Annotated in this window: 9 protein-coding genes and 1 pseudogene; 5 read left to right on the plus strand and 5 right to left on the minus strand. The window is 60.2% G+C overall.

What is annotated here, in order from left to right; all coding sequences use genetic code 11:
• Window positions 1–66: 66 nt before the first annotated feature.
• A pseudogene (locus tag C484_RS24035) lies at window positions 67–735 on the minus strand (S1C family serine protease); the annotation flags it as partial.
• A gap of 1,351 nt (window positions 736–2,086) precedes the next feature.
• On the opposite strand from C484_RS24035, the gene C484_RS00100 reads away from it, so the two are divergent.
• Window positions 2,087–4,711 carry a glycosyl hydrolase gene (locus C484_RS00100; protein WP_006823938.1) on the plus strand — a complete coding sequence of 875 codons (2,625 nt, stop codon included), beginning with the start codon at window positions 2,087–2,089 and terminating at the stop codon, window positions 4,709–4,711.
• 105 nt (window positions 4,712–4,816) lie between these two features.
• Entirely contained in the window at window positions 4,817–5,953 is a 1,137-nt protein-coding gene (locus C484_RS00105) for a TrmB family transcriptional regulator (RefSeq protein WP_006823939.1), read from the plus strand.
• Between the two features lie 102 nt (window positions 5,954–6,055).
• Here C484_RS00105 and C484_RS00110 read toward each other — a convergent pair whose 3' ends face one another.
• Complete coding sequence (locus C484_RS00110) at window positions 6,056–6,415, minus strand: carbohydrate-binding domain-containing protein (RefSeq protein ID WP_006823940.1); 360 nt, start codon at window positions 6,413–6,415, stop codon at window positions 6,056–6,058.
• 231 nt (window positions 6,416–6,646) lie between these two features.
• Here C484_RS00110 and C484_RS00115 point away from each other — a divergent pair, with 231 nt between their 5' ends.
• Window positions 6,647–6,886: a hypothetical protein gene (locus C484_RS00115; protein ID WP_006823941.1), complete on the plus strand. Its 240-nt coding sequence runs from the start codon at window positions 6,647–6,649 to the stop codon at window positions 6,884–6,886.
• Window positions 6,887–7,164: 278 nt separating this feature from the next.
• On the plus strand, window positions 7,165–9,018 hold the full coding sequence (locus tag C484_RS00120; RefSeq protein WP_006823942.1) for a malectin domain-containing carbohydrate-binding protein: 1,854 nt from the start codon (window positions 7,165–7,167) through the stop codon (window positions 9,016–9,018).
• A 165-nt stretch (window positions 9,019–9,183) separates the two neighbouring features.
• On the opposite strand, the gene C484_RS00125 is transcribed toward C484_RS00120, so the two are convergent.
• A complete protein-coding gene (locus tag C484_RS00125) occupies window positions 9,184–9,945 on the minus strand; it encodes an ABC transporter ATP-binding protein (protein ID WP_338041822.1) in 762 nt (253 codons plus the stop codon).
• A gap of 193 nt (window positions 9,946–10,138) precedes the next feature.
• Between C484_RS00125 and C484_RS00130 the strand changes: the two genes are divergently transcribed.
• A complete protein-coding gene (locus tag C484_RS00130) occupies window positions 10,139–12,364 on the plus strand; it encodes a glycoside hydrolase family 3 N-terminal domain-containing protein (protein WP_006823944.1) in 2,226 nt (741 codons plus the stop codon).
• A 1,540-nt stretch (window positions 12,365–13,904) separates the two neighbouring features.
• On the opposite strand, the gene C484_RS00135 is transcribed toward C484_RS00130, so the two are convergent.
• Window positions 13,905–14,444: a metal-dependent hydrolase gene (locus tag C484_RS00135; RefSeq protein ID WP_006823945.1), complete on the minus strand. Its 540-nt coding sequence runs from the start codon at window positions 14,442–14,444 to the stop codon at window positions 13,905–13,907.
• Between the two features lie 78 nt (window positions 14,445–14,522).
• Entirely contained in the window at window positions 14,523–15,941 is a 1,419-nt protein-coding gene (locus tag C484_RS00140) for an aryl-sulfate sulfotransferase (protein WP_006823946.1), read from the minus strand.
• Between the last annotated feature and the right edge of the window lie 58 nt (window positions 15,942–15,999).

The raw sequence follows: 15,999 nt of genomic DNA on the forward strand, positions 1-15,999 counted from the left end.
CGTGTCGATAAGTTTCGGAACGACGCGTCGGGTGAGCGCGGCAGAGATGCCAAACGCGATGTTATCGCCTTGTTTCGAGTTCACGACGCCGAGAACGGCTCCGTCCAGCGACATCAACGGCCCGCCGCTGTTGCCGGGGTTCACCGCAGCATCCGTCTGAATCGAGTCGGGAATCCGGTAGCCGGAGGGGGATGGAATCAATCGATCGGTGCCGCTGATGATCCCCGTCGTCACCGTTTCGTCGAGGTTGTACGGGTTTCCGATGGAGACGGCTTCCTATCCGACTACCGGGGTGTCCGCTACAAAGGACAGCGGGCGTGCCGAATCTGGCATGGACTCGGCCCGGATAACGGCGAGGTCGCTGTGTGCGTCCGTTCCTCGGACGCTTCCGTCGCTCCAGGTTCCATCGGAATATCGTAGTTGGGCCGTCTCCGCATTTCCGACGACGTGGGCGTTCGTGACGACGTGATCTTCGTCGTACTGGAATCCCGTTCCCCGTCCGGTCTCCGTCTGAACCAGCACGACTGAGGAGATCGTCTCTCGGTAGACCGCCGTGTAATCGTTTTCAGCGGCCCGCGGTTGTGTCTCCGATTTGGTCGACTCTGTCGAGGGATCGGATCGTGACGGGTCGTCCTCGGCGCGAAAGAGCGACGAACTACAGCCCGAAAGTCCGGTTGCGAGCGACACGCTACTGAACGCGAGAAATCTCCGACGTGTGGATGTCTGCATGGACATCTCAATCTCGAACTACGGTCCCGCTCGTTGTATATATTAGGCTCTGTTGAACTCTCTTAATTCGACACGTTGCTGAAACAGTCGTTAGGTAGATGTGCGACGGGAGTGCCGGTCTTGTGATGTCCAAGTGTATCTCATAATATGTGCAATACTATGTCGACGTTTGACACCGATCTATGCGTCCTGGTGGGAACCCCCACTCTTTTCTGGATACTTTGGGTGTTTCCCGATGAGAGACATCCTCTCCGGCAGTAAATTGCTTCATATCTGCTAGAACACATCGTCTTAGTCCGATATTGCTGAAATCCCTCCCTGGAAAATCGTTAGTACTGTGCTTACTACTGCAGAATAACGGGAAATACGGTCATCCTCTCTCATTTGCCGACTGCCTTTCCTGGGTATTATTCCGCCATAGTATTGCAAATAATGATCTATACACTATTCGGCAGTCTTCGCTGAACGCTTCGTAATCGCGACTGTGGATAGTGAGCGTCTCTTCATGGACCGCCGAGTTCTCCGAAGCGACAAGAAGCGGGGCGTTTGTAATTTCGTGATCACCGGTAACGCTGCAACGCTCCAGCGATCGGGGCCTCGCTTTCGTTCCAATACCACGAGTTCAGCTCTAGCCTGAGTGAGGAACGCGCTAGACCTGCCAGTGACGGCGGACTACGGATCTTGAAGGTGTCCGATTCGATTTACAATAGTACATGGGTAAAGGCATGTGTAGCACTGTTTCAGTGTGTGGGTCGCCGGTTCGTGGTGCGGCAGTAACTCCCGACCTGGTTCCGTCGGTTCCCCGGCCGCTTCCGAGGTTGAACTCTCCCGCTGGCTACCGGCACGAAATGAGTGACCGTTCGTAAAGCCGCTTGAGACATGAACGACCAATTGTTGGAAATCTGTCTGTTCCTTCAGTACATGTCGATTTGCTGTTGTTTATACCCCGGCCCTCTCGGGTGTTTCCCAGAATAGAGTTGTGAAAAAATAATACATAAGATAGACTACCTCTGTGGCGGATGTCTTTGCTTGGACGTATCAATGGTACTCAGTTACCGTCGCTGGCTCGGCAGTCTGACAGCCATTAATCCCATTGCTCTCATCGCCCTTATCGCTCGAACGATCCACGGTGCGCTCCGCTCTCAATCATGGCGTTGTGTTTATAACTAGTAGAAAAATATAATAGATTCTGGATAAACCTATGGTAATAGCGCATAGTGGTGCGGCGGCTGTAGAACGACCGTCGAAGCGGCAGTGCCGGAACACCGGAACACGACGAGCGGAGTTCTGGACGGAGAGAGTCGGCCGACGTGTTCACCGCCGGAGGGCCGCGCCCGGGCGCTATCGGGAGACAGTTATGAACGATAAACAACCGTCGGATGGCGAGGGCATCGACAGCGAACTACACTCGAGCGACATCTCGCGCAGGGACTACTGCAAACTGATCAGCGCCGCTTCAGCGGCAGGAGCGGTCGGTGCAGTCGGCACAGTTGGCGCGAGTAGTCATGTTCCGGTCGGCAATGGCAGCTACACGACAGCGTTGCCGTCTGGAGCGGAGGCACCACAGGCAGCTATCTGGACGACATCGGAGTTTGGCGGCGAGCCGGTTCCGACCAACGACTGGTGGTCGAGTCTCGTCTGGAACTCGTTCTCCGAGAACATGTTCTCTCAGCCGCTGATGCTTCGGGCGGAAGAGGACGGTCTTCTCGTCAAGAATCCGACCGAGTGGATCGATGGGTCGACAACAGTAATGGACAATCGGGGGCGCGATCTGACGATCGGACATGCGGGTACCGATAGCTTCGGCGACGCGCGCCTCGACGATCACGGCGACTGGTCGGTCGATGCGGTCTGGGGCGATGGAACCGCCACCACACTGCGTGCAACGTTCGCGCAGGGATCACCGTTCGTGTTCTGCGAATACGGTGGCGGCGGCGCTGAGATCGGTTTTGACGATGTGCCGGCGGTTTGGGCCGACGAGGGCAACGTTCTCGGCGTCACGGTCTCCGGTCATCACTACGGGTTGTTCGCCCCCTCGGGAACGAGCTGGACGGGCGTCGGTACCGACACGCTCGCCAACGACCTCGGCGGCGCGGGATACTGCTCAATCGCGGCTCTCCCCGAGACCGGATCCCTCGAGACGTTCGAGGAGTACGCGTACAATTTCGTCACCGACACCCAGGTCGACTGGGAGTACGATCAGGCAAACGCTGCGGTCCACACGAACTACAGCTTCGAGACCGCCGATCGGCCCGAGAGTGCGGCGGCGGGAACGATCACAGCCCTGCATCCCCACCAGTGGAAATACAGCGACGACGAGACGTTGGGCACGACCTACACGTCCCCGCGCGGGGAGATGCACGTCGTTGCCGGACCGTCGTTCTCGACGACCTACGACTACGGCGGCATGCTCCCGTTCTTGCCCGACGAAGGAGAGTACGATACCGCGGAACTACGGGGATATATCGACGAGATCGATACCGCGATCGACGGGCCAGACACGTACAACGTCGGCAAGGACTACGGCCGACTGGTCGAGAGCAAGGCGCTTGCCGAACGGTTCGGTCCGAGCGACACGCGTGACGATATCGTCGGCTCACTTCGCGACCACCTCGAGCGGTGGCTTCAGGCCGAGAGCGGATCGGACGAACTGTTCTACTACGACGACAACTGGGGGACCCTGCTCGGGTATCCCGAGAGCCACGGCTCGGCGTCGTCGCTGTCCGATCACCACTTCCACTACGGGTACTACGTCCGTGCCGCCGCCGAGATTGCGCGTACGAACCCCGAATGGGCTGACGAATCCGAGTGGGGCGGCATGATCGAGCACCTGATTCGCGACTACGCAACCCCCGACCGCGAAGACGATATGTTTCCCTTTGCCCGGAACTTCAGCCCCTACTGCGGGCACTCCTGGGCGGAAGGAGGCGGCGCAGAGTTCGCCGACGGGAACAATCAGGAATCCTCCTCCGAAGCGCTCAACGCGTACGCGGCGATCATCGAGTGGGGCGAATACACCGACAACGCGGAACTGCGGGACTTCGGCGTCTACCTGTACACGACCGAACTCCACGCTGTCCACGAGTACTGGTTCGACGCCGACGACACGAATCACCCCGACTCGTGGGACTACGACACCGCCGGGATGGTGTGGGGCAACGGCTACGCCTACGCCACCTGGTGGACCGCGGACGAGGAGGCGATCCACGGTATCAACTGGCTCCCGCTCGCCGGCTACTCACTCCACCTGGGGTGGGACGATGCGGTTCCCGAAGCGAACTACGACGAACTCGTCGCGAACAAGGGGACCGACGAGTTCAGCTACTGGCCGGATCTCATGTGGATGTACCGGGCGTTCTCCGACGGGCAGGATGCCGTCGACAAGTTCGAGGCGCGAAAGGGCGAGTACGAGGTTGAGGGTGGCCACACCCGTGCCCAGACGTACCACTGGATCTACAACCTTCATGCGATGGGCGCACCGGATGGCGACATCACCGCTGATACACCGTTCTACCAGGTGTTTAGCGACGGGACCCAGCGGACCTACGTCGCCTACAATGCTGGCGACTCCGAGCAGACCGTCTCCTTCTCCGATGGGATGCAGTTGTCCGTCCCGGCGAACTCGATGGCGACGGCTACCGGTGATGATGGTGGTGATGGCGGCGACGGTGGTGATGGTGGCGACGGCGGCGACGGTGGCGGTGATGATGGAGAGACCTATTCCGGAGACGCCGGTGGTGGATGGACTGCTACCGTTTCGGACGGCGGTCACTGGGAGTTCGATCCGAACAACGCTGCCGACTGGGCGGACGTGCAGTTCGACGACGGCGGCTGGGTCGGGTATCGCATGGCGGCCGACGGGGGAACCCACGTCCACACTCGTGACGCCGCCGATGATGGCGACTCGATCGATGTCCGGTTCGTCTGGGACGACGGGGCTGGTGGGCAGTACGTCTCTGCTGCGTTCACACACCAGTACTGACCGGTTCCGATCGGCTGGATAGAGACCGGCTGCATCGGTGGCGAAGACATCGATTCGGCCCGATTTTGCAAAAGACTGATTAGCGGGTGCTCCAGTGGTGGGGGCATGGACAGGGATCCACTCCGGGACGCGCTACAGGACGCGGGGTTGACCTCGTACCAGGCCGACGCATACATCACGCTACTTGAGCAAGGAATGATGCCGGCGGTGGCGGTCGCCAAGCGCTGTTCCGTCCCGGTGTCCCAGATCTACGATGTCCTTCGTGCTCTCGAGCGGATGGACTACATCGAGACGTTCGACCAGGACAAACTCCACGCCCGCCCGCGGGAGCCGATCACCGTCCTCCGCGAACTCCGGTCCCGGAGCGAGCTGATGAACTCGGCGGCGGATGCGATCGAGGATCGGTGGGAGCAACCGGCAGTTAGCGACCACAAGGTAAGCGTCGTCAAACACGAGGAGACGGTCGTCGACCGGGCGCGCGACCTGATTCGAGACGCGGAGAGTTTCATCGAACTGTCGGCGACCGTCGACCAATTCCGGACCCTCACGAACGCCCTGGAGGACGCCCGCGATCGCGGCGTCATCACGAAGGTAGCGGTATACGGGGTCGATCTGGAAGCGCAACTCGCGACCGTCTCGTTCGAAGAAACGGTGACAGAACTCCGCGCGTGCCGAATCCCGGGGCCGTTCCTGCTCGTGGCAGACCGCACGCAGACGTGCTTTACGCCGAACGATTGGGCCAACAGACCGTTCGGCGTCCTGATCGACGACTACATTCTCTCGTTTATCTTCCACTGGTACTTCCAGACGGGCGTCTGGGCGCTCTGGGAGACGGTGTACGAGGACACCGACCCGCCTTACATCTACATGACTCTCGAAGAGTTCGTCCAGGACGTCGCGCCGCTCTGGCGGGACGGAGCGACCGTCGCAGTGACGGTCGAGGGGACGTGGGCCGACACGAACGACGCCTGCAAGATCACCGGGATCGTCACCGACATCGGATACCCAGGCGTCTATCGGTCCGAGGGCCGCCCGTCGTTCGAGGAGCTAGCCGGCTTTCTGCAACTGACGCTGGCCGTCGATGGCGACCTGTACAGCGTCGGCGGATGGGGGACCGTTTACGAGGATATCGAGGCGGTCCAAATTACGCTCGAGGCCATCGAGTTCGACGAACCGAACAGTGGGGAGAGCGTCGACGGCAACGACGTGTCGGCGGCCGCGCTCGAATCGGAAGACGATTGATCGACGACGCTTCTCGAACCCGATTGTGACCGCCCCAGTGAACTCGTCGGACTGGCGTTTGACTCGGATCCGCACGCGAGTGCCGACCCGGTCGCGAGTTCACTACAGCGTGATCGCGTTGAAGTTCCAGGAGCCGGTTTCGGCGGCGATCCGGACCGTGCTCTGGGTATCGACTGCGACGCCGGTGGCGACGGTAACGTCGGTCCAGTCGTGCCAGCCGCCGGTGGCCGGCACGTCCACCGTCCCGGAGACGTTCTGGCCGTCGTCGGCCTCGTAGGTGGCGTGGGCGAATTCCGCGACGTTAGGGCCGTCGGTTCCCGGCGCAACATTGTGTTCGACGGTCGGCTTATCGTCGGCGTAGTCCGCGGGCACGTTCGGGATGGTTCCGCGGTGACGACCGATATCCGCCTCGCTACTCGTTGGTCGATGCTGCTCGTCCGTTCCGCGATTGTTCTCCGTCATGGTGGGCACTCGTTCGTTGGCCTGGAGACAGCGATGCGCTGAGGAACTATCCTCTCGTTCACTGCTCCGCCCAACTACTGCAACAGTATACGACAGTCATATATAGTCTATTTTATCAGTCATGTGATGTTGAGCGCAATCATCGGGAACTCACGCTCGCCTCTCAATCCGCCATAGTACCTCCTTTCCCAATCGGTACATCCAAGTGCCGGCGATGGATCACCCCTGTTAATGGCTGGCACCTATTCGGATCGGTTCTGGAAGACGATCTGTGAGTACCGCTCCGCCGTCGTACTCCTCTTGGGTCTTGAAGCCGTCCTGCTCGCACTCTTGGTGATCGCGCTGTGGCTACAGCCGCCGGGATCCGAAACCAGGGCCGTACTCCTTGCCGATTTCGTCCTCGTCGGGACCGGCTTTTTTGCCGCGGCCTCCGTGCTCTACCGCTGTCGGCAGCGCCAGCACGGTCGCTGAACACCCCTCCGTGAGTGACGAGACCCGCGTTCTCGGTTGCCGCTACGACGAGGTGTCGAGTCAGAAGCAACCGTCGTCAGCACGAAAGACAAGCCGTACGAACTGCCCAAAAACATCAATTATAAAGAATTACCTTTATCACTGACGTAATTGTGACATCTATTGTGTCTTCCGGTGGCTCGTGTCGAGTCGGTGAGTCGATAGAGTGACACCACCGCAAGCGTGGTCGGAAGACGCCGATCCGCCGGGAGACAGCGGATACAATCCAATTGCAAACGATGACAGACCAACGACACACAGCACGGAGCGCAGAGGATTCGACAGACGCGACCATTCCGCGCAGGCGGTTTCTGGGTGCGGCTGCGGTCGCCGCGGCCGGTACCGGTCTTGCGAGTTCAGTCGCGAGTGCGGCTCCCGGTGACGTCGCGTTCGCGGTCAACGCCGGCGGGAGCGCCTACACGGCTGCGGACGGGACTGACTACCGGGCGGATACGAGTTATAGTGGCGGGAGCATTGCACAGTCGAGCGATTCGATCGCTGGTACCGCCGACGACGACCTCTACCGGAGCGAGCGATACGGCGAGTTCAGCTACGATATTGAACTCGCTGCCGGGACGTACGACGTGGAACTCCACTTCGCCGAGACGTACTGGGAGGCGAGCGGCGATCGCGTGTTCGACGTTTCGGTAGCGGGTACCGATGCGGTCGCCGATCTCGACATCTACGCCGAGGTCGGTCACGACGCGGCGCTGGTGCGGACAGTTTCTGGCGTCGGTGTTTCCGGCGGGACGCTCACGATATCGGCTACTGGCGATGTCGACAACGCCGTGATCAACGCGATCAGGGTGGTCGAAGCCACCGGTGACGGCTCGTCCGGCCAGCAGCCGTACGGCGGATCGGCGTGGACGATTCCCGGTCGCATCGAGGCCGAAGACTACGATACCGGTGGCGAAGGTGTCGCCTATCACGACACCACATCGGGGAACGCCGGCGGCGCGTACCGCGACGACGATGTCGATATCGAGTCCGCAACCGAAGGCGGGTACAACGTCGGCTGGATCGCGGCCGACGAGTGGCTCGAGTACACCGTTGACGTCGACGGTGACGATACCTACGACCTGGATCTTCGAGTCGCCTCGACCTCGGGCGGACGGGTTCGCGTCGAGGTCGACGGGACCGACGTCACCGGCTCGATCGAGTTCGATGCCACCGGCGGCTGGCAAGAGTGGACGACTATTGCCGCCGGTTCGGTCAATCTGGCCGCCGGTCAACACGTCGTTCGAGTCTACGCGGAGACCGGTGACTGGAACTTCAACTATCTCGAGTTGCGCCCCGCGGGCGATGACGCTGGGGCGACCTATCCCGACGATCCAGGGAACCTCGACGGCCGGTCCTGGGACCAGTTCTTCGCCGACCACTTCGACGGCGACTCGCTCGATACGAGCGTCTGGGTGGATCAGGAGGGGAATGGCCACGACTACGGCGCCCCCGGCTGGGGGAACAGCGAGGAGCAGTATTACAGCCAGGACAACAGGTGGGTTGAGAATAGTAATCTGGTCGTCGAGATTCGCGAGGAACAGGCGTCGGACGAACACGGAACGTACGACTATACGTCGGGGAAGCTGGTGACCCAGGGGAATCTGGACTTCCAGTACGGTCGCGTCGACTTCCGTTCGAAGCTCGTCGAGGACCAGGGACTGTGGCCGGCCCACTGGATGTTACCGGCCGGCGACACGGCCTGGCCGGACGACGGCGAGATCGACATCATGGAACTGGTCGGTAACGAACCCGCGGCGGTCCACGGAACCGTCCACGGACCCAGTTACTCGGGCGGCGGCTCCATCGGCGGGGACTATCACCTCGACAGTGGCGTCTTCGCCGACGACTTCCACGTCTTCTCCGTCGTGTGGGACCCCGGTGTGATCAAGTGGTACGTCGACGGCGAGCACTTTTTCACGGTCACCCGCGAGGACGTCGAGAGCGGCGGTAACGACTGGGTGTTCGACGACGGCCCCTTCTGGTTGATTCTCAATTGCGCCGTCGGCGGCGAGTGGCCCGGCTCGCCCGACGAAACGACGACCTTCCCGCAGCGGATGGAGATCGACTACGTTCGACTGTTCACCGAAGCGTAAGCACGAATCGAGACGATAATCGGTGGGGGGATCTCTTATTCAGTGGTGTGCCACCGGCGGAACGGGCATCCCATTGTGAGGGCAACAGCTGACCGAGACCGCTTCATTTATTCGAGAAGCCCACGCGAGAACCATGTCACTGAAACGGACGGCCGCGAACCGCCGTTACCGCTCGTCGGCGTCGAGGCTGGCTCCCTCGAGCGGCTCGCTGTGCCAGTATTCGCTGTCTTCCCCGCTACGAAAGCAGGACGCTCGGTGGGACGCCTTGCCGACCGAGCGCCTGTCAGGTGTCGTTTCACGGCAGTGTTCGGTCGCGTACGGACACCGCGTGTGGAACCGACAGCCGGCGGGCGGATCGACCGGATCGGGGATATCGAGCTCCCGAACCGGCGGCTCTGCCGGACCCTCCTCAATGCCGAGGGAAGGAGTCGTCCACTTCAACACCTTCGTATAGGGGTGCTGTGGGTTTCGGAGCACTTCTTCCGCATCACCGAGTTCAACGAGTTCACCGAGGTACATCACGCCGAGTCGACCGTCGGCGTGCTCGGCTAAGTAGCGAGCGTTCGAAAGGTCGTGTGAGATAAAGAGAAAGGACGTGTCGAACGCGTCCTGGAGCTCGAGCATCAGGTCCATCACTTCGACACGCAGTGAGACATCGAGCGCGCTCACGGCCTCGTCGGCCAAGATGAGGTCCGGATTCATCAACAGCGCTCGAACCAGTGCGACGCGCTGTTTCTCCCCGCCGCTCAGTTGATGGGGATACCGCCGGGCGTAGTCGTGGGGCGGCGTCATCCCGACGCGCTCTAACATCGCGAGGATTCGCGCCTCGCGGTCTTCGGGACCCAGCTCTGACTGGACCGTCTTCAGCGGTTCGGCAAGCGATGCCTCGACGGTTCGGTGTGGATTCAGCGACGATCCGGATTTCACTGCGTGTCCGTGCGCCCCGAATGGAAACGGCGGGAATCGGTGGCCGGATATGAAGTGTCGCTGACCAGCGTGTTCGACTGCGGGAAACAAGCGGCTGACCACGTGCGGTAATCGTTTCTCCTACTCGCCGATCCGTCGCATTCCGGATGGTGAGGGATACATTTATTTACTACCTCTCCAGATACCTACATCCATGACAAGCCTAGAGGACAGTGAGTCATACCTAGATCCATCGCTCCCGATCGAAGAGCGCGTCGTAGACCTCCTCGACCGGATGACGCTCGAAGAGAAGATCGGCCAGCTAGCTGGTTCCTACATCGGGGTGCTCGCTGATGGCCCCCGCGGGGTCGACAATGTTATCGACGAAATCGACGAGTATCACATCGGCGCAGCTGCCCCCTTCGGCTGGGGCGGCTCGCCCAACGAGTCGACTGAGGAGGCCACCGACGCGGCTCGCCGGCTGCAAAAGCACGCCCTTGAATCGACGCGACTCGGTGTCCCGCTGCTGTTCGCCGCCGACGCGATTCACGGTCACGCCTACATCAAGGAATCGACGGTTTTCCCGAACAACCTCGGTGCAGCGGCGACGTGGAGTCCCGATCTCGTCGAGCGTGCCGCCGAAATCACCGCGACGGAGATGCGAGCAACGGGGGCTGCCCAGAACTACAGCCCGACGTGCGATGTCGTTCGCGATCCGCGGTGGGGACGAACCGGAGAGACGTTCGGCGAGAGCCCGTTCCTCGTCGGGGCGCTGGCAAGCAGCGAGATCCGAGGCTATCAGGGTAGTGGCCCCGGAGACGCCGTGCTCGCGACGGCAAAACACTTCCCGGCCTACGGATCACCGACGCGCGGTGAGGACGCCGCACCGGTCGATGTCTCCCCGTCCACGCTCCGACAGATGCTCCTCCCGCCGTTCGAGGCAGTCCTCAACGAGGACGTTGGGGCAGTAATGCCGTGCTATAACTCGATTGACGGCGAACCGGCTCACGGGTCCCGCCGATATCTGACCGACCTCCTTCGGGAGGAACTGAACTTCAACGGAATCGTTGTCTCCGACTGGAACGGCATTACCCAGTTGTACGAGGACCACCGCACGGCGGGAACCCCGATCGAGGCAGCACGTCAAACGCGCCTTGCGGGCCTCGACATTGGCTCGGTTGCCGGTGGCGAACACGCACAGCACATCCGGGACCTCGTCGAGCAGGGCGCAGTGTCCGAACAAGTGATCGAGGACAGCGCCGAACGAGTGCTGCGGGCGAAGTTCGCTCTCGGTCTCTTCGAGGATCCGTATCCGGACCCCGATGCTGAAGACGTACTGGGCGCTCCCGCCCATCTCGACACCGCTCGCGAGGCCGTTCGGAAGTCGCTTACCCTGTTGCAAAACGAGGAGGACGTACTCCCCCTCGACGATAGCGTCGACGAGGTATTCGTGACCGGCCCGAACGCCGACGAGATTGTCCACCAGAACGGCGGCTGGAGTTGCAACGCGGACACCGGCGTTCCCGGGACGACGATTCTTGAGGGAATCTCCGATACCGTCGATACCGACACGGTCGTCACCCACGAACCCGGCAGCGGGATCTCCACTCCTGGCGATGTCGATGCCGCCGCAGAACGCGCCGCCGAAGCGGATATCGCCGTGGTCGCCCTCGGCGAGGACTGGTATCTCCACGAGTTCGGCCCGTCCGCGGAGACCGAGGGGGAGACCGGCGAGTTCCCGACGCGGAACGAACTCTCGCTTCCGGACGCACAGCGTGACCTCGTCGCGGCAGTATCCGCGACCGGCACACCGATCGTTGCAGTCCTCGTCACCGGTCGCCCGCTGGCGGTCGAGTGGTTGGCAGCGGAAGTTCCGGCGATTCTCATGGCGTACTATCCCGGTCGAGTCGGCGGCGAGGTGATCGCAGAGACCCTGTTCGGGAACGCCGAACCCGGCGGGCGGCTTCCGATTTCGATCCCGCGCTCGGCGGAGACGCTCCCGACGTACTTCAACCACCTCCCCCATCCACAACCGATCGGGGCAGACGAGCACCCGGCATCGTACGATCCGCTGTTCGAGTTCGGCCACGGACTCAGCTACACCACTATCGAGTACGAGTCGGTCGACGTCTCCCGTGACGCGGTCCGTCCGGACGAGGAGCTTACGGTTCGAGCCACCGTGGCCAACACCGGCGATCGGCACGGAAGCGAGGTCGTCCAGGTGTTTGGCCGAGACGAGTTCAGTTCGGTCGTAACGCCCGTCCGCGAACTGTGGGCGTTCGAGCGCGTTGAACTCGATCCCGGGGAGCGAGCGGAGGTGGAACTTCGGATTAGCGCGGACGAGATCGGACGCTTCGAGCGATCTCGCGGTGAGCGAATCCAGGAGGGACGTCTCCGGCTCTTCGTTGCGGATCGAACGTTCGACCTCGACGTTCGGTGATGCACTGACTGCCGGTCGTTTCTTGCGGAAGTGGTCCTTCTTTTTTCTTTTTTCTTTTCCGACAGTCGAGTTCGTTACGACCCTACTCTAGTGACTGTGTCGCTGACGAGGAGGAGCTATGGCGGCAGTCCTTGTTCAATAGATGTTTAAATTTTTACTTTGCGAGAAATATATGGAGAGTGTTACCTATTTATTGCAGAATCTAGATCGAGAACCGCACTACAGTAGGCGATTAAATTGATATAATACTCGTGATTGCAAGATAATGGGTGAAATATGATATGTATTTTGGAGAGTACTATCTATGAAAGAGGCGAGATCCTGCGCGCCATCGAGTACACCGGTTCTCGGCCTCCCTTTAGAATAGATGGTCTTCTAACTCTATACTGGAACAATCCAGTCGATTCGGTGAGCGGTCCCTCTCTTCGGTCCGCTCTGCTTGTGCTACTGGCCGAACGTGTAGGACTCACACCCAGTCCATTTACAGAGCGGCACGTGTAATGTAATCTCGGGATATGTTTACAGGCGTACTACTGTATATTCCTTTGGCTCTGTGGATCGCAGACGACCCGAAAGAAGGACGGCTGTGAGAGTGACATCTATTCGTGATTGATACACGCATCTACTACCTATTATTTTTTGACTGTGCTCCATCAGTTGGCACTGTCTAGTTGAGCCAGTTTGAGAAGCGAGTAGGGCATGAATTTGATTTGGATCGATGCTCGCAGACCGGTTCAGCAAGAGCGACGAGACGAATTGAGAAGAATCTTGAGAGAACGAGTGGACGGCCGTTGGAACGTTTGCCGTCCGCCTCAATCAGACTGATTGTTCACTCGAGAACCAACAACGATTCTTACGGAATGAGGCGTTGGATGTTCTCACGGAGTAATGTATGGTTGATATGTATGATAGTTTATGTAGAATGTGATCCGCCGATGGAAAGCCGCCGCAGGTCGCTGTCGACGAGACTGCTGTCAAGATTAATGAAGAGCTGTCTTGTCTATATACTACAATACATATCGCAACAACGTTGATCCTTGATGTCGCGTTGTGTGGTCTGTCTAGCACTGCTCCAGCGGCTGCATTTTGTATAAAACCTGCGAGAAATACGATCTCTTCGAGATTAAACTTCTTATCAATCAATTCAGTTACTGGTGTGTCTTCTCACGGTTAGGGTTGAGCTGCCGGTTAACTATATCGCCTGAGACGCATCGAAAAGTGGTTTTACACCCCCAAAATACGTATCGACTGCTTGCAGAAATCGTGGGTGTGCAGTCGGGCGAGCGTCTGCAAGTGTCTTGAATATTTTGGACATTTCTATAACCATCAAAGACCGCATCGATCGCTCGATGGAGGAACGCCATCTGACGAGGTGCTAAACTGGACAGTGTCTTCTCATTTCATCTCTTACTTTTCGACAGTATCACACCAACCGGGTGACTGCTGCTCGCAGCCGGTGATCCCTCTATCTCTGCCGGTTCAGTTCGATTGCCGTGTCGACAGTATCGGTATCGAACGGGACTGTACGGTCGAACTCGTGCTACTCGAGTTCAGTGGTGGCGTCGGGTGTGGGTGTTGGTTGTTCGGTTTCGTGTTTGTGTTTGCGGTCCGTGGCCGGTTCTCGGTCGTGGCTGGGTCGCTGGATCGCTCGGAACGCGAGAAGACCGAGTGCTGCCATCCAGAGGAGAGCTGTCGCGGTCGGACTGTGAACCGCGAGTCCGAGACTAGGATTCCACGTCGTCTTCAGCGGGAACAGCCACCGAATTCCCATCGGGGAGAGCGAATCGATCGCGAGGTGTGAGCCGATGGCCAACCCGCCGGCCAGTGTAACCGATCGGTTGCGATTGACGAGGTAGAGTCCTGCGAGGAGTCCAATCGCGAAAAGCGGTGTGTGCGTCAGCCCACGGTGCACGAACGGCCACCCCCAGTCAGCGGGGAACAGAAAGTCACTGTCCGGGAGGAGTCCGAGAACGAGTCCAAGCCGCGGGTCGACATCGGTACACCCGCGAACAAGCGCGTACCCAATGAAAGAGTGCGTGGCGAACGCACTTAGGAGAAATAGTACTCGTCCGAGTTCCATATCCGTTTATGCGCTCTTTCGGAGGACTCGCTCACATAGTTTGCGGTCGTAAGTTCCGGGTGGTGGCGCTATCTCCCGTCAGTTACCACCGTTCCGGTAAAACGGTCGTCGGAACCGGATGCCGGCGTCGTGGAGCTGCCACCGGATTTCCAGACCGACCCACACGATCCCGGTGAGGAGTGCGATTCCGACCGCGGCGAACTCGGACGATCCCATCCAGACGGGGCTCGCGAACAGGAGCCCGTTGTATATCCGGTGTGGAAGGGTCGATTCGATGAAATTACCGATGGAACCGAGCGGATCGAAACTGACGAGACTTCCACCATCACCACCGCCACCGCCGCTGCTCTCGGCTTCGGTCTGGGACTCGAGGCCGAGTTCGCTGGCACTCTGCCCGCCGTCGCTTTCGTCTCCGGTTTCGAGCCGTTCGGCCTCGTAGGGGAGTGTCGAGCCGACTTCCCAGACGATGTCGCCGGACTCGTTGAGTTCCATCACGCGGTTGCCGTGCGTGTCGGTGACGAGCGTGTTTCCGTTCGGAAGGCGGTCCGCGTCGCGAGGCCACTGCATCTGGTTGTCGGACCATTCCCAGGAGCGAGTCCACTCGCTGCCGTTGCGCTGGAACTCTTGAATGCGTCCGTTTTCGGAGTCGGCGACGACGACGGCCGGGCCGCCCTCGCTCTCGGGGATGTAGTCCGGATTGTGCTGTTCGTACTGGATGTCGTATTCGTTTTCGTCTCCGAGCGTCCAGTCTTCGACGAGTCCTTCCTGCGGATCGAGGAAGACGACCTGGTCCTGATTCCGCAGACTGGCCATGAGATTGCCCGCCATTTCGCCCTCCTCGATGTACTCCACGTCGTTGATGTGTGCCCAGTCACCCGGGTAGGGGCCTCCTTCTTCGACGGGGAAGTCGCTCTGGGCGTCCCAGAGCCAGTCGACGACTTCCGTCTCGGTGTTCACGATGAACACCTGGTCCGCGACGATGTCGGCGATCGCGATATGAGTCTCGTTGATGCGATCGGCGTCGTGCCACTCGCCGGCGGTTTCCTGGTGATCGTATCGTTCGTAGAGGACGTCGACCTCGCCGGTCGAGAGGTTGGCGCGCTCGACGACGTTCAGCGCACACGGCGGCGCGGAACACGTCGGCCCTTCGGTGTGGATCGTGTCGGTCGCCGTGTACTCGATCGTCATCGACTCGTTTTCGACGGGATCGACGTCGAAGTACTTCGTTCGCGTGTTGTTGTAATAGACCGGTTCGCCGTCGGGTGCGTACGCGGTGATCGTGCCGGCGCGTCCCGACTCGGTAATGACGGTGTGGTTCTCTGTCGGCGGTGCCTCGGGCAACTCGTCTTCGGACGCCGTTGAGAGCCCGCCCGAAGTCGCCGCGCTGGCGACGACGGCAGCCGAAACGAGGATGAGGACGGTAAACGCGATTCGAAGCCGATTTCGCGAAAGGGCAGCGCGAACGCGATCGAGCGACGGTAGTTGTCGGTCCGTCACGGCAGATCCACCTCCGGGAGTTCACGGCGCAGTCGGGGAGTCATCGAGTGTCATTTCA

This window comes from Natrialba taiwanensis DSM 12281 (assembly GCF_000337595.1).
GTDB classification, from domain to species: Archaea; Halobacteriota; Halobacteria; order Halobacteriales; family Natrialbaceae; genus Natrialba; species Natrialba taiwanensis.